Origin of the sequence: Nonomuraea fuscirosea, from assembly GCF_003001935.1 — a bacterium.
GTDB classification, from domain to species: domain Bacteria; phylum Actinomycetota; class Actinomycetes; order Streptosporangiales; family Streptosporangiaceae; genus Nonomuraea; species Nonomuraea fuscirosea.
The window spans coordinates 109,750-127,153 of the sequence record NZ_PVNG01000031.1 but is presented as its reverse complement, the minus strand read 5'-3'; the positions used below and the strand labels follow the sequence as shown (position 1 = coordinate 127,153).

Here is a 17,404-nt window from a genome sequence, read left to right as displayed (position 1 = left end):
ACCGCACCAGGCTAGTGCCGCCGATCGTCCGGAAGCCGTGTGATGGAGATCATGTCCTGCGCCGCGAACCCGCGGCGGTCGTACGGGCGAAAGCTGGCGAACCGCAACGCAGGGACGGGAGCGTGATGTGGCAGCCGAAGAATCCGGCAGGGCGGACGACGCCTTTTGATCCGGCGATCATCCCTGGAGCTGGCGGGTGATGGAGGGGTCGGTGATGGCGGTGTCGTTCGCCAGCAGGAACGCCTTGCTGAGGATGAGCGCCAGCCGCCCGTCCTCCTCGAACGGCAGGAACAACCCCGGCTGGGGGCCGCGGGCGGAGACGATGCACAGGTAGGCGTCGTTGGGCTCCATCAGGATGTTCGCCGACCCCAGATGGATCTTGTACGTGCGCAGATCACCCCGTACCACCAGATGTCGATCGGTGAGGGAGCACCGGTCGGCGATGGCCGTGCGCCCGATCAGGCGGGACAGCGCGTCCCTGCGCACCTCGGCGGAGGGCGGCAGGGGCGCGAACGGGCCGGCCTGCCAGTAGTCGCGCAGCCGGTCGGGCCCCTGGCCGGTCCACTCGGGATCGGTCGCGATCGAGGCCACGGCCACGAACAGATCGATGTCCCGCATGGCCTCGCTGAACACCAGCGGCGGCACCTCCGTCAGCGGCGCGTCGTGCCACGTCCCGCCGGCCATCCGCTGAAAGCGGGCGCGGCCGATCTCGGCGTAGTCGTCACCGGACAGATAGTGCTCCAGCGACGCCCGCCACCCTCCGCCCGCCATGACGCGGTGCGCGTCGCAGTCCTCCTCCCAGTGGCCCTGGAACTTGGACTGCCAGCCCCGGTCCTTGAACAGCGCCCGCAACCGGCGATAGTGCACCACGTGCCCCTCGAAGCGGCCGGACCAGTGGCCGGCCGCCTCCTCCGCGGGGGTGAGCAGGTAGATCTCGCGAAAGGCCTGCTTGAACGGCTGCCGCAGCTCCTTGCCCTGCACCACCTCCCGCCAGCCGCGTACGTCGGCCACGGACGCGCGGGCCGGATGCCACAGCCGCACCGGTAGGTCGGGCACGTTCAGCCCCAGCTCGGCGCGCCACACGCCGGGGGAGACCTCGAACTCCCAGATCAGCCGCTCAGTGACCGGATGGCCGTCGAGCCGCCGGTATGGCGCGGCCGTGTCGCCGGTGTAGCCGGCCTCCAGCGCCCGGCCGAGGGTCGCCTGCTGCTGCTGGGTCAGCTTGGCCAGCTCGCGCAGCCGCTTGACCTCGTCGGGGTACTCCCGCCTGACCGCAGCCGGGACCGATTTGAGCTTCTTGTCCCCGTGCCACCACGACAGCTCGACCCCGTCGTCGGTCGAGATCACCGCCGTGTGCTCGCCGAACGTCTCGCGTACCCGCCCGTCGGGGATCCTGAACGCCACCTCCAGCCGATCCGCCAGAGCCGGCTCCATGCGCTTGAACTTGCGGTCGAGCTGCATCGGCACCCCGCCGTGCCGGGTGATGCGGCGGGCGGTGCGCAGCGCGGAGATCGCCTCGGGCGTCGGATACTGCTCCGCCGCGCGGGCGATCTCGAACAGCAACGCCTGCGAGGGCAGGGTCTTGGCCTGAGTGGGGGCCACCGCGATCCCGCGTACGAGCTCGTCCAGCAGCTCGGGCAGCCAGGTCTCGTCGCGGAAGAGCGCCAGCCGCACTGCCCTGCCGAGCACCCGCTTCTCGCCGTCGTCGAACGCCTTCTCCGCGCGGTACGGGATCTCGCCCGCGTGGATCGCCGCGACGCGGTCGCGCGCCGTCTCCAGCGCCGTACGGGCGAAGCCCAGGTATCCGGGCAGCCCGGCGAGCCAGGCGGGCAGGCTGGGCACCGGCTCGGAAAAACGTTCGGCCTCACCGAACAGCGCCCTGAGCTCCACGTCCCAGCTGAGCAGCAGGTCCATCTCGGCGACCGCGATCGGCCCGCATCCCTCGGCGAGCACGGCGCGCACGTCGGCGTCCAGGCCCGCCAGCCCGGCCGCCACCAGCACGGGAAGACGGCCGTAGGCGTGTCTCCTGACCTCCTCCAGCAGGAATCCGACCAGCTCGCGGGCCGGCTCGACCAGCCGCTTCCTGGCCCGCTCGTCGAGCGCGTAGTACGAGGTGGGAGCCATGATCGCCCCGCTGCCCAGCCCGGCGAAGCCGACGCTCAGCCGGGAGGCCCCCGGCCAGTGCGTGGGATCGTTCGCGGTGCCGGTGATCAGGTGCAGCAGGCGCTGCGCGAGCGGGGACAGCACGTTGTCGAGCACGCTCATCTCAGCCACCGACCAGCGGGACGAGCTTGACGAACGACACGACGGGATCGGCGGCCAGATCGATCAGCACGTCCAGATCCTCGATCTGCCGGTCGCCGACCAGCAGCAGGAAGCCGTTGCGGGCGAACGCGGCCTCGGTGGCGTCGGCCTGCCGCTCCCAGTCGAGCCGGCGCGCGGTGCGTAAGCGGTAGCCGTTCAGCTCGGCCTCGGCGTCGGTCGGCTTGACCAGGCCCCGGAAGTGCGCCGTGGGGGAGGCGTTGTGCCGGGCCACCTCCTCGCGCACGCGCAGCCGTACCAGCTCCCTGGCCGAGATCAGGTCGGGCAGGCCGGGCACGGAGAACTCCTCCAACGCCCGCCCGGTCGCGGACTCGTCGCGAAACGTCACCGATGCCATCGGCCATCCTCTTGTCGTGGAGATCAGGTACCGGCCTCATCTATAGCAGCGGCGAACGACAGATCTCCGAGGACGAGCTCACCGGCGCACGCGGTAACGCAGGTGCAGCACCCGGTTCCCCTGGATCACCACGTGGGGGTCCTCCAGCAGGTGCTGCCCGCCGACCGAGCCGAAGTAGCGCTTGCCCGATCCGAACACCACGGGCACCACGTCCATGGCCACCTCGTCGACCAGCCCCGCGGCCAGCATCTGGCCGCCGACGTCCCCGGCGGCGACCTCGACCGTACGCTCGCCCGCGAGCTCCCGCGCCTTCGCCATGGCGGCCGCTACGCCGTCGGCGAAGTGGAACGGCGCCTCGGGGTCCCAGCCCTCGGGGCTCGGCCGGTGCGTCACCACGACCACGTGGGCGATCCCGCTCGGCGGCTGGCCGCCCCAGCCGTCCGTCAGGTCGAAGACGTGGCGGCCGGCGATCGTCACGCCGATCTCGTCCCAGTACGGGCGGGTGTAGTCGTACGACGCCTGAGACACCTTGGCCTGCCCGCTCTCGTCCAGCGGGACGTCACCGTTGGACAGCCACTCGAACAGCGGCCCGACCTGGTCGTTCCGGTCGGCGATGAAGCCGTCGACCGACACCGAGCTGTACATGACCACCTTGCCCACGAGCTCTCTCCTCTTCGTCGGGGAGTGCTCATCCTGGCCCGCCGGAGGGCGCCGGCTCTTGTAAGAAATCAATCGGCCGGCAGCGGCCAGCCCTCCAGCACGTGGCCGGGATGCTCACGCAGGAACCGCCGCCGGATCTCCAGGTACCGGGTCGGCGTGAGCCCCGTGAACGCCCGGAACTCGTGCCCGAAGTGCGCCTGGTCGAAGTAGCCCGCCCGCCCGGCGAGCTCGGACCAGTCGACCGCCCGCGCGGGATCGATCGAGAGCAGAGTGCTGGCGAAGCGGTAGGTGCGGGCCAGCCGCTTCGGCGTGACACCGACGAGAGCCTTGAACCGCTGTGCCAGATAGGTGCTGCTGACCCCGGCGGCCTCACTCAGATCCCCGATCGCCACCGTGCCTCCCGTCGCCACGATGACGCCGCTCACGTGCCGGACCAGCTCCAGCCCGCTGGTCTCGTCGAGCCGCCGCAGCGACAGCCCGCCGGTCGCGGTGAGCCGTAGCCCGCCGGTTCCGGTGAGCCGCCGCCGCAGCTCACTCTCCAGCAGCGTCAGCATCTCGCCCGGCCCGGCCGCCAGGGCCAGCCGCTCGCGCAGCTCGGCGACGGCGGCCCGCCCCCAGATCTGCTCCACCGTCACCGGCAGGTCCCGCAGCTCCGCCGCGGGCATCCCCAGGAACGGCGCCAGCCCCCACGGCTTGAAGTGCACCCCCACCGACCTGGTGCCCGGCGGGTAACCGAACTCGAAGGCGCGGGTGGGCATGGTGATCACGCAACCGTCGTCGTACCCGTCCGTCCCGGCGCCGGCGCGGATGCGGAACGGCGGCCCGAGGTTGAGCACGAACAACGCCGCCGGCATCGGCGGCAACCGCAGCCGGGGGTACGGCGGAGTGCCCTCCAGGTAGTAGAGGTCGTCGATCAGCCCGTCCAGCGGCGGCCGCGGCACCAGGGACACGTACTGCACACGCCCCAGCATCGCCGACCCACGCGCGAACGCACACCCTCCGACTCCTTGCGGCCACCGCCGCCCATGCGGGACGCTCCAGCCAACGCTCGCCGGAAGGAGGCCGCCCCGTGAGGCGACCATCCGCAGTCGTCGCCCTCCTCGTCGCGGTCGCGGGTACGACGGCCTGCACCCCGGACGCACCCGAGGCCACCCGGCCCGCACCGTGTCCCTCGGACAAGGCGTGCCATGCCGTCATCGGCACCGACCCGGCCATCGTCGTGTATCGCGGAGAGTTCTACTCCAACCTGATGCCGTTGACGGCGCGGCTGGAATGGCTGGAGGAGGAGCGATGCCTGGTGGTCACGAGGCAGGAAACCGATCGGCAGGACAGGACGCTGATTCCGCTGTGGCCCGAGGGCACGAAGCCGGCCCGGGCTGCGGACGGTCGGCGGGGCGTCGAGATTCCCCAGGTCGGAGGGGTTTTCGAGGGTACGTTGATCGAGGCGGGCGGCTCGAACTTTCCGCCCGTTCTGAAGCCGCCCATCCCCAGGATCTCCACGTTCACCGAGCCGCCCGGCGCGTGCACCGCCCACGACGGCTACTTCGTCGTCGACCCGTACGAGGTCGAACCCCAGGAGGGGTGAGTCGCGGTCCGGCGTGCTCAGGGAGGATCACGTCAGATCATCGCGAAACTGCCGGTAAGGCTCGCCTGGCATGTAGCGGCGCCACTCCTCTTCGGTCAGGTTCCGGGTCAGACGGGCCCGAGCCTGCTCGACGAGTGCTTCCGCGCTCACCTCCCACACCTTGACGAGGTTGTCCTCGCCGCAGCTCACCAGCCGCGCACCGTCGGGTGTGAAGGTCAGCGCCCGTACTGCTCCGTCGTGCTCGAAGCGGTGCATCTCATGTCCAGTGGCAAGATCCCATACGTGCACCGTGCGCTTGTCGCCGCCGCCGGCCAGGAGGGTGCCGTCAGGACTGTACGTGAGCACCCGAACCTGGCCGTCATGGGAAAGGCGGAGAATCTGCTGCTCGGTCGTCAGGTCCCAGATGCCCACCGTCCCGTCCGGGCTCGCCGTGGCCAGCCGGGTGCCGTGCGGTGCGAACGCCATGGCCCGCATCGGAGGCCAGTGCGCGAAACGATGCCCGACGTCACCAGTGGCCAGATCCCAGAGCCGCACGCCCTGCCTGTCGCCGGCCGCGGCCAGGGATTTGCCGTCCGTGGCCCAGGCCAGTGCCCACACCGAACCGTGGGAGAAGTGGTGCCTCACCTGCTGGGCGGCCACGTCCCAGACCCGTACGATCCGGTCCGCGCTGCCGCTGGCAAGGTAGGAGCCGTCCGGGGAGTAGGCCAGAACCCATACCGGGTGGTTGTGAGTGAGCCTGGTGACCTCCCGCTTCGTCTCCAGGTCCCACACCCGCACCGTCCTGTCGTCGCCGCCCGTGGCGAGGTGGGATCCGCCGGGCGCGTAGGACACCGCCCGGACGCTCCGGTGGGCGAAGCTGCCGATCTCCTTCCCGGTGAGCAGGTCCCATTGCCGTGCCGTCCCGTCGGCACCCGCGGTCGCCACACAGGCTCTCTCCGGCGCGGCCGCGACAGCACGTACGCCGACATGAGTGAAGCTGCGTGACACCTGCTGGACGCTCAGGTCCCACACCCGTACCCGTCCGTCGTCACCACCGCTCGTCAGCCGGGCGCCATCCAGTGACCAGCGGACCGTCCGCACCGTGTCATGGGTGAGACGGTGCAGCTCCCGTCCGGTCGCCAGCTGCCATACCCGTATCCTCCGGTCCGCGCCGGCAGCGGCCAGAGTCTCGCCGTCCGGTGAGTAGGCGACCGACAAGACGGCCGCGTCGTGTGGGTAGCGGTGAGTCACCCGCTCGGTTTCGAGATCCCAGACGAGTGCCGTGCCGTCGGCGCAGGCGGTGGCCAAGCTGTTGCCGTCCGGCGCGAACGCGACCGCCGACACCGCGTCGTCGTGCCCGAACCGGTGAATCAACCGGGTGCCGGCCACGCTCCAGACGCGTGCTTGCCCGTCTTCGCCTCCGCTGGCCACCCATGCCCCATCAGAGCTGTACGCGACGGTGCGGACCGCACGGTGGCTGAAGTGCCGGGTCACCCGGCGGGAGGTCAGATGCCAGATCCGCAGGGTCCCGTCGGCGCCGCCGGTCACCAGGCTTTCTCCGTCCGGCGCGTACGCGATCGTCCACACGGCGTCATCGTGAGTGAGGTGATGCAGCTCTCGTCCGGTCGTCGAGTCCCACACGCGGACCGTCTTGTCCGAGCCTGCGCCGGCCAGATGAACTCCGTCGGGCGAGAGGGCCAGCGCCCGCACGCCGTGATGCTCGAACGCGTGAAGCTCCCGCCTGGTGGCCACGTCCCAGACGCGGATCGTCCCGTCCTTGCCGCAGGTGGCCAGCATGGTCCCGTCCGGCGCGCAGGCCAGTGATCGGACGCCGGCAGGATGAGACAGCTGCGCGAGCAGGACTCTGGACCCGCTGATCCGTTCTTGCAGGGCTTGCTGGCCTTCAGGCGTGATCATCCGGCGTAATGAGCACATGCCGAGCAGGAGGCCGTCCACCGACGTCCTGGCGACATTCGCCCGGGCGGCCAGCTGGAGCGCCTCTGTCAGTCTGACCAACCTCCTGGCGCGTTCCTCCTCAGCCCGCTGCCGGCTGAGACTTTCGTCGATGAACGCGCGAAGCGGGCCGACATCGTCCGGATAGGACGCGATCATCTCCCCGGCACGGGCGAGCACCGGCCCGCGCAGCAGCATGCTGGGATCTTGCCCGGTGTCCAGCCAGGCCTGCTTGGCGAGGGCTGTGTTGTGCTTCCATTCGCGAAGGTCGCTGTCCTGTTCGAGCCAGTCCCTGAGTCGTCCCCAATCGCGCAGCAGCGCCTCGTGAGTGACCTGGACGGTCGGTTCTCCGGCGAGGTCACGGTGCGAGATCACCACCAAGCGGTCCTTCTCAAGCAGTCGCACCACCGGCCGGTCGCCCGGCCGCAGCTCGCTCCAGCTCGCGCTTCGCGCCACGTCGGGCGTGCCCGGCAGCACCAGACTGGTGAGGATGCGCCGGGCCGCGGCCCGTTCGGTGGGCGGTAGCAGCTCCACTCTGTCGTCGGCGTATCGCGTCAGAGCCCTGATGCCGCCTATCCGTTCATAGGACTCCAGCGACAGTTCACGATCGCGCTGCTGTTCCCACATTTGTGTCATCGCGAACTGCAGCAGCGGGAGCTCGGCCGGACGACCGCGGAAGTCGGCGCACAGCCGGTCGACGAGCGATCGCCTGATGGTGATGGGCGGCGCTACCGGCCCGGTGATGGCCTCGCGCAACTCCGCGTCCGACATCGAATGGAGAGTGCGGGCATGGTGCTGCAGATAGGGGCCGAGATCCCGATGCGAGGTGATGAGCTGGCCGAAGAAGTCGTCGCGGATGCTCATGGCGACCACCAGATCCGGCCGCCCGCCGTCGCCGGCCTCCGTCACCAGCTCGGCGAGCAGGTTGAGGAACTGCTCGTAGACGTGACGATCACGTGCTCGGGCATGCGTGATGAGCTGCTCGCCCTGGTCCATGACGACGACAAGACGCTCCAGCCCCAGGTCCTCGATCAGCCGCCGGCCGCAACGACGCAGCCCGCCCGAGCCCAGCAACCGCTCCCACTCCGCGAGCGGTGAGGAGGAGGAGGCGAACGCGCGGGCCAGCGCCCGCATCGGTTGCTCCCCTGGCGTCATGGTGACGGCCGTGATCCCGCCCTGGTCCTTCAGCCGGGGCACCAGTCCGGCCTCGATGACCGAGGACTTGCCGCTGCCTGAAGGTCCCATCACGACGACGAGAGGGAGACGCATGGCGTCGTCCACCAGCTCCTCGACGAACCTTCGGCGGCCGAAGAACAGCTCACGATCTTCTTCGCCGAACGCCCGCAGCCCTTTGTACGGGCATGGCGGCGGCCGGAACAACACCTCGGGCCAGGCCGCGACCAGGACCGCGGGGCTGAGAACGTACACGTCCTCACGCCCGACCGCCTGCAGCATGCCCAGGACCTGACCGGTCGCGCGGGACCAGACCGGTCCACCGCTGAATCCCGGCCGGATCGCGAAGACGCCCCGGATCTCCTGATCCACCTGATAGCGGGCGGCGTCCACCAGTCCCATGAGCCGTCCGGAGACGTGACCGTTCGTGGGCCGGTTCGGGGAGGGGCCCCATGCCTGCACCTCCTCCGCGTCGTCCCCCTCGTCAGCCAGAGTCATCGGTCCGGCGCCACCTGGCATCGCCTCGGCCAGCGTCAGCCCGCACACGTCGGTGTACTCGAAGCGTCCGCCCCGCTCGGGGTGCCAGGCGGTGACGTGAGCGAAGCGTACGGCCTCGCCATCGGCGAAGGGGTAGCGCAGCAGCACCCGTTTGTCGGGGCGGGAAGAGTCCTGTTCAGCTCTGCCCAGGGCGCTGTTCACCACGTGCGCGCAGGTCAGCACCTGCCGATCGCCGGCCAGGAAGCCAAGACCGACGGGAGTGTCGTCGTGCCGGCTGAGTATCTCCACGATGCCTCGTTCAGGGCGCATCGTCCCTCCACGTGGCCCTCACCGTGAAGGACGCCTCCGCCGTCCCTTTCGTGAAAAGCACGCCGAACTCGCCACCGAGTGTCAGCCCGAACTCGACCTCGATCTCATGAGGCGCCTTGAGCTGCGCGCGCAGTTTGCCCAGAATGACGTCGATGGCGGGCCCTATTCGATCGAACGCCTCAGCCAGCGTCCAGGGCGCCTCGGCCAATCTCCCCCCGCTCGATGCCAGAGTGATCCCCGGCCCGGGCTCGATCTCGGCCTCGATGAAGTGCTCCTGTCCATTCGCGGCGCCGATCGGTATACGCACCCGTAACGCGTCCATGGCTCGCCCTTCTGCCTCTTGCTGACGATAAGCCAGAAAGGGGCGCTCTGGCTCCCCCCGCTGAGCTCACTTGCCGCCGTCGGGCGGTGTCAGGAAGTCCTGCAGTTCGCGGTGCCGGAACTGGTACGTCGCCCCGCTGACCCGCAGCAGCCGGGCCTCGCAGGCCCAGTCGAGGAAGGCCCACAGGCGCAGCGGCAGCAGGTGCCGCATGGCCGCCACGACCAGGCCGATCATCGTGCGCGCCCAGGCGACCGCGCCGAAGGCCAGGCCGAACGTCACCCCGCCGACGAGCGCGCACACCAGTGACTCCACGACGCCGGTGTTCATGATGAACACCAGGAAGGCGGCGACCCCGCCGGTGAGGCCGAAGGCGAGGCCGATCAGGGGGTTGCGGTGCAGGGCCTCGCGCGGGTGGGCCAGCTCGGCGTCCCTGCTCCAGCCGCCTGTGGCGATCTTGAAGACGACCCCCAGCGCGAAGGCGAGGACGAAGGAGCCGGCCACCCCCGCCGCCAGCGGCAGCGGGCCCGCGTGGGCCAGCCGCAGGGGCGCGAGGCCGGTGAGGGCGCCGCACAGCCCGAAGCCGAGCAGGGTGAACGGCTCCGCGCGGACCACCTCGGAGACGGTCATCCGCTCCGCGCCCCTGCGCCCGGCCGCCGTCAGCCCGATGACCGCCCCGAGCACCAGCCCGCCGGTGCCGCCCGCGGTGACGGCGAAGCCGGGCCCGAAGGCCCTGCCGCCGGTGAGCATGAGCCCGGCCAGGCCGCCGAGCACCCCGACGGGCGTTCCGGCCAGGGCGCCGAGCAGGCCGCCGATCACCCGTCGCCGCCGGGGGACCTCGCTGCGCCCGCCGGCGGCGGCCGGCCAGGGCGACAGCGACAGGCCGGTGGCCAGGCTCACCCAGCTCACCATGAGGGTCAGGGTGAGCAACCGCTCGGCGCCGGTCCCGGCGACGCCGGCCGCCGACCCCGTCCAGAACGCCAGCATCGCGACGCACGCGAAGAGCACGCAGGCCAGGCAGTGCACGATCAGCACGATCCGCCGCCCACCGATCGGCCAGAGCAGGTGCGGGACGATGTCGATCGCCGTCAGTCCCGGCGGCGGCCGGTCCGCCTCGGCTCCCCGCGCGGCCTGCCGGCGCAGGTGCCCGGCCAGCAGCACGAGCCACGACCGCACCTGATCCGGCTGGTACGCGGCCCCCTGCGCGGTGCGGGGTGTGAGCACGGTCGCCGCCGGCACGTACGCCTCCAGCAGTCTCCTGACGATCCGCGCCGCCCCCTCACCGCTGTCGAGTCCCGGCTCTACCCGCAGCAGTTTGTCCGGATCGGCGCCGGACTCCACGGCGGTCACGGTCAGCACCAGCCGCCACGGCGTGGAGAGCGCGGCGTGCACCGCCTTGCCGGCCGGCCCGGACAGCGCCTCGTGCACGGCCTCGCGCTTCGAGGCGTGCGGGTGCCCGTCCGGCCAGCGGGCCCGCAGGTACGCGCCGATCTGCTGGTCTGTCAGGGCGTGCAGGTGGATCTGCGCGGCGTCGGCGAGCCCGGCCCCGGCTTCGCGCAGTTCGGCATGCCGGTCGGCGCGGCAGGTCACGACGACCGCGCCGGGACGCCGGCCGGACAGGTCGCTGTAGCGGTTGAGCTCGGCCAGCAGCCCGATCGCCCGGCGTGGCGGGCCCCAGCCCGGCTCGGGGTCCAACTCGTCCAGCCCGTCCACCACCGGCAGCACCCGGCGATCACGGACGAGCCGCTGCGCGTCCCCGGCCGCCAGCCCGAAGTCCTGCGCCAGTTGCTCGGCCAGCCAGGTCTCGAACGGCCTGCCGAGGGTCCAGCGGGCCGCGTTCAGCCGTACCGGAACCGGTTGCCCCTGGTCGAGGCGGCCGGCCAGGACGGGCTCCAGCAGTTGCAGCACCAGCTCGATCGCCAGCACCGTCTTGCCCGCCCCCGACTCGCCGACGACCAGCAGGCGGCGCGGACTGAGGCCGCCGAAGAACCGGCCGATCGTGTGCAGGTCATGGGTGGTCTCGGCGGGGTCGCCGTACCGGCTGAAGGAGAGCGCCGCGAGGTTGTAGCCGCCGAGCAGCCCCTTGCGGGCCCGGTCCTCCTCGCGGAGCACGCGGCGGATCAGCAGCTCCACCGCGGGGTCGGGCGTGGTGGCAGGCAGCTCAGGAGGCGGTACGACAGCGGGGGCGGACGGTTCGGCCAGGGCCGTTCTGGCCGCGCGCCAGCGTTCGAGCTCGCCGGGGATCAGCTCGGCCGGATAATCGCAGTAGCGGAAGCAGGCGGTGACGAAGGCCCGGACGAAGTCCCAGCGCGGCAGCCGGTCGGTCTGCCGCAGCACGTGCGAGACCGTGCTCTTCGGCAGCGTGTCGACCGTGGCCCCGTCGGCGGCCGTGGTCTGGCCGCCGAGCGCACGCAGCCTGCTCAGGGACGGCTCGCCCGCCCACTGCTTGAGCCGGACCAGCGCCCCGACGAAGTCCGCGGTGCCGCCCGCCCCGGTGGGGTCCGGCGGCCGGGGACGCTCCTCGATCATCCCTCTCCCGCCCGTACCAGAGACCAGACGAACTCGTTCCCGCGCCGGCCGTCGCGGCAGCGGCCCTCCAGTGTCTGCACGTGCCGCGACTCCATCAGGAAGTTGCGCGCCTCGTCGGCCTCCACCAGGTCACGGCCGACCGCGATGGGCACGAACCCGTGGCGCGGGATGTAGACCCAGCGGCCCCGGTCCCAGTCGTAGGGGTCGAACCAGCGGTGCCGGACCGTCCCGGACACGCTCACCTCCGGCCCGTCCCTGGTCAGCACGAACGACCCCTGCGAGCGCAGCAGGCTCATCCTGCTGACGTAGAACAGCTCCGTACCGATGAAGGCGTTGATCCGCGCGTCCCAGTAGTCGTGCAGCCAGCTCGACTCTCCCTCCCGGAGCTGCCGGGCGCTCCGGATGAGCTGGCCTTCGAAGCGGCGCTGGTTCTTGCGCTCGGCCTTCCTGATCACCTTGAACGAGCGCAGCCACCGCCGCGACATCGTCCGCGACGCGCCCGCGCCGTCCATGAAGTGCTCCAGGAAGTCGGACGCGATCGGATGGTAGTCGCGGCCGCCCTCGACGATCGAACGGAACAACGCGACCAGCTCCGGGACCGGCCTGCCTGTCCGCCGCCGTAAGCCTCGCAGGAACATCCTCGTCGTCTCCGTGGTCGGTTCAGGGTCGAGCTCAGGGGCACGTCTGGCGGTACTCCTCCTGGGGCACGAGATTCTCCCACTCCTCGCGGGTGAGGGAGCGGCCCGCGTTGGCGCACGCCGCGGCCACCAGGTCAGGAGGCGTGCGGACGTTCCACAGCCGCGCGGTCCTGTCTCCCGACGCCGTGGCGACGGTCGTCCCGTCGCGGCCGTAGGCGAGGTCGGTCACGCCTTTGTCGTGGCCGGTCATCGGGGAGCCGAGCCGCCGGTAGGTCAGCAGGTCCCAGAGCTGCACCTCGCCGTTGGTGAGCCCGGTGGCCAGGATCTTCCCGTCGGGGCTGAAGCCGAGCGCGGTCGCCATGCCCTCCTCGGCGATCAGGCCGATGCCGACCGCGCGCCGGCGCGGCACGTCCCACAGCCGCACGCTGCTGTCGTACGCCGTCACGGCCAGCCGCGTGCCGTCGGGGCTGAAGGCCAGGTCGTTGACGAATCCGCCGTGCGCCTTGAACGTCGGTCCGGGCCGCTCCGCACCGGTGGCGACGTCGAAGAAGCGGATCCGGTTGTCGAAGCCCGCGGTCGCCACGATCGTGCCGTCGGGGCTGAGCGCCATCGCGGTGATGACGTCGGTCGCGTCGCGTACGGTGATGCGCGGCCCGAAGTCCCTGCCGCTCGCGAGATCCCAGAACACGAGCGACTTGTCCCGCTGGGCGGCGACGAACCTGCCGTCGGAGCTGATCCTGGCGTGGTGCAGCGACTTCTCGTGCGCGATCTCGCGGCGGGTCTCGACGTCCCAGAGCCGGATCCCGTCCAGGCCCTCCGACAGGAGCTTGCGCCCGTCGGGGGTGAACGCGAGCTGGTACGCGGCCGACCTGCGCGCGGTCACGGGACGCAGCGGCGGGCCGAGGGGGCGCTGGCGGGCCGCGTCCCACAGCTGCAGGTCGGGGCTCTTCTCGTCGGCGACGCCGGTGACCAGGATCCGCCCGTCCGGGCTCAGCGCGACGGCCCCCGAGGCCGGCACCCGGGTCCCCTTCTGCTGGAGCGTCCGCGGGTCGGCCAGCCGGACCACGCCGTCGTCGCTGGCGGCGGCCAGCACCGTCCCGTCCGGGCTGAACGTGATGTCGTCCACCGCGGCGTAGTTGTCGGACAGCGCGAACAGCTGCTCCCTGGTGGCCGTGTCCCACAGCACGGTGCGCCCGCTGTCGCCGCCGGTGGCGATCCTGGTGCCGTCCGGGCTGAACGCGATCGAGTGGTAGCCGGCGGTGCGGTCCTTGAGCCGCCCCTTCTGCTCGCGCGTGGCCACGTCCCACACCCGGCCGGTACGGTCCCAGCTCACGGTGGCCAGCGTCGACCCGTCCGGGCTGATGGCGACATCCGTGAGAGCCTGCGTGTGCCCGGTGAAGGGCTTGCCGAGCTGCCGGGACGTGGCGGTGTCCCACAGCCGCGCGGTCTTGTCCTCCCCGGCGGTGGCCAGGATCTTCCCGTCCTTGCCGTACGTGATGCCGAAGACGGCCTTCCCGTGCGGCCGGCCCATGGGAGCCCCGTGCGGGCGGCGCGTGGCCACGTCCCACTGCTGGACCACGCCCTTGCTGTCGCCGGTCGCCAGCGTCCTGCCGTCCGGGTTGAACGCGATCGCGTTGACGACCCCGCCGGCCTTCAGTTCGGGGCCGAGCTCGCGGCGGGTGACCACGTCGTAGAACCGGACGGTGCTGAGGCACGCCGTGGCCAGCGTCCGGCCGTCATGGCTGAAGGCCAGCCGCACGCTCGAACAGTCGTACTTCGCCCGCGTGATCGGCGCGCCGAGCTGCCGCCGCGTCGCCGCGTCCCACAGCCGCGCCGTCCCGTCGTCGCTGCCCGTCGCGATGAGCGCGCCGTCCGGGCTGAACTCCACCGCATTGACGCCTCGCTCGTGCCCGGTCAGGGTCCCTCTGCCGGTACGGGTGGCCGCGGTCAGCACCCGGTTGCGGGCCTCATCGGTGGGCGCGATCCGCCACGCCGCCACGGCCATCATCGAGGCCAGGGCGGTGTCGCCGGTGACCTCGCTCAGCACCGCGAGCTGGCGGGAGCTGGCCAGGCCGCGCTGCCGGTTCGCGGTGTCCGCCGCGCTGACGGCGGCGCCGGCCGCGATCAGGGCGATCACCGACAGCGCCGCCAGGCCCGACATGACGAGCCGGCGGCGCCGGTGCACCCGCCGCGCCTCCCGCTCGGAGGCCGTGACGAAGCTGTCCACGGTGGCGCCGGGCGAGGGGAAGCTGTCGGGGTCGCGCTCCCAGCGGGGGCGGCTGTCCTGGACCGCCAGCAGCCGGGGGCCCCGGTAGAGGAAGGCGGGGTCGCGGTGGTTGTCCGCCCACTGCGCCGCGGCCTCCACGAGCCCGTCGTACACCGTCTGCGCGGCCAGGTCCGGTTCGAGCCACTGCCGGAGAGCCGGCCAGGCCGTCAGGAGGGCGTCGTGGGCGATCTCGGCGCTGTCCTCGTGCAGGGTGAGCAGGCGGCGGTCGGCGAACGCGGACAGCAGCGCCGCCGTGCGTTCCCTCGTGTCATGGACGGACGCGGCGGTGTGCAGCTCGGACAGCGTCGCGCGGCGCCGCGCCACCCGGCCGCCCGCGGTGATCGTGGTCATCCGGCGGAAGATCCGCAGCGCGGCCTTGCGGTCGTCCGGCCGCAGCGCGTCGAGGACCTCATCGGCCGTACGCCGTACGGAGTCGCGCACCCGGCCGGAGTCCTCGTACCCGCGGACCGTCAGCGTGTCCTTCTCGCGCCGTTCCCAGGTGTTGCGCAACGCCTGGGAGAGCAGGGGCAGGGCACCGGCCTCGTACCGGTCGCCGGCGCCCAGCTCCGCCAGAATGATCTCCACCAGCCCTGGTTCGAGCCGCAGGCCCGCCGTGGCCGCCGGGCCGGTGATGGCCAGCCGCAGGTCCGGCTCCGTCATCGGCTCGACGATGACCTGACCGTCCTGGATCGCCTCGGCGAACTGCGGGTAGGCGGCGCACCGGTCCCAGTAGTCGGCGCGCACCCCGACGATCACGGCGGCGCCGTCCCGGCCCCGCGCCAGGGCGTGCAGCGTCCGGACGAACGCCTGCCGCTCCCGCTCGTCGCTCACCAGGGTGAACAGCTCCTCGAACTGGTCCACCACCAGCACACACCGCCCGTTGAGCGCGTCGGCCGGAGCGTGGCGTAATCGCGAGGCCGTCGTCTCGGCCGTGCCGCCGAACTGCCGCACCCACGCGGCGGTGAGCGTGCCGAACGGATCCGCGCCCGGTGTCACCAGCAGCCGCGGCCAGTCCCGCGACCCGGGCAGCGGCGCCATCCCCTCCGCCAGCGCCGGCAGCAGCCCCGCGCGCAGCAGCGACGACTTGCCCACCCCCGAGGCGCCCGAGACGAGCAGGACGGACCCGTGCCGGCCCAGCCGGCCGGCCAGGCGCTCCAGGAGGCTCCGGGTCGCCCGCGTCCGTCCGAAGAACAGCTCCGCCTTCGTGCTCTCGAACGGGACCAGCCCTTGGTAGGGGCACACGTCATGAGATCGGCCGCCCCCGCCTCGCTCGCCCATGGCGCTCATTCTGGCCAATGACCCGCACACCCTCAATCATCTTTGCGCGCGATGCCTGGCTCGCCCCTCCCGTCCGATTCCGTCCAATGCCGTCCGAACGGTGGCCTGAACAGGCGGGACGCGGTTTCGATGGTCAGGAACGACGGGGGATACGTCGTGAGCCAGGCCGACGAGGAGAACGGGGGTGTCGGATCCATGTATCCCGGTGCCGGGATGTCGATGGGGGAACTGCTGCGCACGTGGCGACGGCGGGCGCTGCTGACGCAGGAACAACTCGCCGAACGGGCCGGTCTGAATGTCAGGACGGTGCGCCGGCTGGAGAACGACGGGCTGCTCCGGCCGCGGACCACCTCGGTCCTGCTGCTGGCCAAGGCCCTGGACCTGGACGGGGCCGAACGGGCGGCCCTGAACGCGGTCGCCCGGGACCGCCCGGCCGACCACGCTGCCCACCGCCCCGCCGGCCACGCTGCCGACGCACGCCCGTGGACCGTCCCGCGTCAGCTGCCCGCCGACGTCGCCGTGCCCGGCATACGGGAGCGCGAGGCGGCCTTCGTGGCGAGCCGCACCACTCAGGCGGTCGTCTTCGTCACCGGTATGGCCGGGACGGGCAAGACGGTGCTGGCCGTGCACGCCGCCCACCGCCTGGCCCCCCACTTCCCCGACGGCCAGCTCTTCGTGGACCTGCACGGCCACGCCCAGGCGACCGCGCCGGTGGATCCGGGCGACGCGCTCGCCCGCGTGCTCCGCACCCTGGGCGTCCCCGCCGAGCACATCCCGTGGCACCTGGACGACCGCGCCGCGCTGTACCGCAGCGTCCTGGCCGACCGCAGGCTGCTGATCGTCCTGGACGACGCCGCCGACGAACACCAGCTCCACCCGCTCCTGCCCGCGACGCCCGGCTGCCGGGTGATCGTGACCAGCCGCCACCGCCTGACCTGCCCCGGCGACGCCCGCGTCCTGTCCCTGGACACGTTGCCCCTGACCGAGGCGGTCGCCCTGTTCGCCCGCACCGCCGGCTGCGCCCTCGACGCCACCTCCGGCGGCGACCCGGCCGTCACTTCCGCCTGCGCCCCGGAGACGCCTCCTGACGTCCTGGCCGAGATCGTCCGCCGCTGCGGCCTGCTGCCCCTGGCGATCCGGCTCGCCGCCGCCCGCCTCCAGGCCCACCCCTCGTGGAACGCCCGCCACCTCCTCGACCGCCTGACCACCGACCGCCTCGCCGAACTGGCGGCCGGTCACCAGAGCGTCACCGGCGCACTCAACCGCTCCTACGAACGCCTGCCCCCCGACCAGCAGCGGGCCTACCGCCTCCTGGGCGCGGCCCCCCACTCGTCCTTCACCCTCGGCACCGCAGCCGTCCTGCTGAACACGACCCCGGCCCGGGCGAGCCGGCTGCTGGACCACCTCGTGCACGCCCACCTCCTCCAGGAGCCGGCCCCTGGCCGCTACCGGCTGCACGACCTGGTCCACGCGCACGCCTCGACCCTGCGGCCACCGCACGGCGCCAGACCCGCCGTCCGCGTCCGCTGCCGCACCGCCTCCCTGACGTAGCGGCCGG

General features: G+C 72.0%; 11 protein-coding genes. 2 read left to right on the top strand and 9 right to left on the bottom strand.

From position 1 onward, the window contains the following. Window positions 1–177: 177 nt before the first annotated feature. The 4 genes from B0I32_RS49705 to B0I32_RS49690 form a co-directional block, all read right to left on the bottom strand. Window positions 178–2,265 (bottom strand): DUF4132 domain-containing protein, encoded by a 2,088-nt coding sequence (locus B0I32_RS49705; protein ID WP_106251748.1) that lies wholly within the window; start codon window positions 2,263–2,265, stop codon window positions 178–180. A 1-nt stretch (window position 2,266) separates the two neighbouring features. Continuing rightward, window positions 2,267–2,659, bottom strand: coding sequence for a hypothetical protein (locus B0I32_RS49700; protein WP_106251747.1), 393 nt, complete (start codon window positions 2,657–2,659; stop codon window positions 2,267–2,269). A gap of 78 nt (window positions 2,660–2,737) precedes the next feature. Further along, on the bottom strand, window positions 2,738–3,319 hold the full coding sequence (locus B0I32_RS49695; RefSeq protein ID WP_106251745.1) for a dihydrofolate reductase family protein: 582 nt from the start codon (window positions 3,317–3,319) through the stop codon (window positions 2,738–2,740). Window positions 3,320–3,387: 68 nt separating this feature from the next. After that, complete coding sequence (locus B0I32_RS49690; RefSeq protein WP_219912421.1) at window positions 3,388–4,278, bottom strand: helix-turn-helix domain-containing protein; 891 nt, start codon at window positions 4,276–4,278, stop codon at window positions 3,388–3,390. Window positions 4,279–4,388: 110 nt separating this feature from the next. Between B0I32_RS49690 and B0I32_RS49685 the strand changes: the two genes are divergently transcribed. Beyond that, entirely contained in the window at window positions 4,389–4,904 is a 516-nt protein-coding gene (locus B0I32_RS49685) for a hypothetical protein (protein ID WP_106251739.1), read from the top strand. A gap of 27 nt (window positions 4,905–4,931) precedes the next feature. On the opposite strand, the gene B0I32_RS49680 is transcribed toward B0I32_RS49685, so the two are convergent. The 5 genes from B0I32_RS49680 to B0I32_RS49660 all read right to left on the bottom strand — a co-directional run bounded on the left by B0I32_RS49680 (window position 4,932) and on the right by B0I32_RS49660 (window position 15,846). Then, on the bottom strand, window positions 4,932–8,816 hold the full coding sequence (locus tag B0I32_RS49680) for an nSTAND1 domain-containing NTPase (RefSeq protein WP_106251738.1): 3,885 nt from the start codon (window positions 8,814–8,816) through the stop codon (window positions 4,932–4,934). Next, complete coding sequence (locus B0I32_RS49675) at window positions 8,806–9,138, bottom strand: CU044_2847 family protein (protein WP_106251736.1); 333 nt, start codon at window positions 9,136–9,138, stop codon at window positions 8,806–8,808. Before B0I32_RS49675 ends, B0I32_RS49680 begins: the two co-directional genes overlap by 11 nt. A gap of 66 nt (window positions 9,139–9,204) precedes the next feature. After that, the gene (locus tag B0I32_RS49670; RefSeq protein WP_106251734.1) at window positions 9,205–11,664 is read right to left on the bottom strand and encodes an NACHT domain-containing protein; all 2,460 of its coding nucleotides are present in this window, start codon (window positions 11,662–11,664) and stop codon (window positions 9,205–9,207) included. After that, a complete protein-coding gene (locus tag B0I32_RS49665) occupies window positions 11,661–12,302 on the bottom strand; it encodes a hypothetical protein (protein ID WP_106251733.1) in 642 nt (213 codons plus the stop codon). Before B0I32_RS49665 ends, B0I32_RS49670 begins: the two co-directional genes overlap by 4 nt. Window positions 12,303–12,336: 34 nt before the next feature. Next, complete coding sequence (locus tag B0I32_RS49660; protein WP_146178605.1) at window positions 12,337–15,846, bottom strand: nSTAND1 domain-containing NTPase; 3,510 nt, start codon at window positions 15,844–15,846, stop codon at window positions 12,337–12,339. Between the two features lie 156 nt (window positions 15,847–16,002). On the opposite strand from B0I32_RS49660, the gene B0I32_RS49655 reads away from it, so the two are divergent. Then, window positions 16,003–17,397, top strand: a complete 1,395-nt coding sequence (locus B0I32_RS49655; RefSeq protein ID WP_181308657.1) for an ATP-binding protein — start codon at window positions 16,003–16,005, stop codon at window positions 17,395–17,397. The last annotated feature ends 7 nt before the right edge of the window (window positions 17,398–17,404 follow it).

What these genes read in the sequence shown, in the direction of transcription:
- B0I32_RS49705 (WP_106251748.1), bottom strand. Translation starts at nt 2,265, where the DNA reads ATGAGCGTGCTCGACAACGTGCTGTCCCCGCTCGCGCAGCGCCTGCTG.
- B0I32_RS49700 (WP_106251747.1), bottom strand. Translation starts at nt 2,659, where the DNA reads ATGGCATCGGTGACGTTTCGCGACGAGTCCGCGACCGGGCGGGCGTTG.
- B0I32_RS49680 (WP_106251738.1), bottom strand. Translation starts at nt 8,816, where the DNA reads ATGCGCCCTGAACGAGGCATCGTGGAGATACTCAGCCGGCACGACGAC.
- B0I32_RS49675 (WP_106251736.1), bottom strand. Translation starts at nt 9,138, where the DNA reads ATGGACGCGTTACGGGTGCGTATACCGATCGGCGCCGCGAATGGACAG.
- B0I32_RS49670 (WP_106251734.1), bottom strand. Translation starts at nt 11,664, where the DNA reads ATGATCGAGGAGCGTCCCCGGCCGCCGGACCCCACCGGGGCGGGCGGC.
- B0I32_RS49665 (WP_106251733.1), bottom strand. Translation starts at nt 12,302, where the DNA reads ATGTTCCTGCGAGGCTTACGGCGGCGGACAGGCAGGCCGGTCCCGGAG.
- B0I32_RS49660 (WP_146178605.1), bottom strand. Translation starts at nt 15,846, where the DNA reads ATGGGCGAGCGAGGCGGGGGCGGCCGATCTCATGACGTGTGCCCCTAC.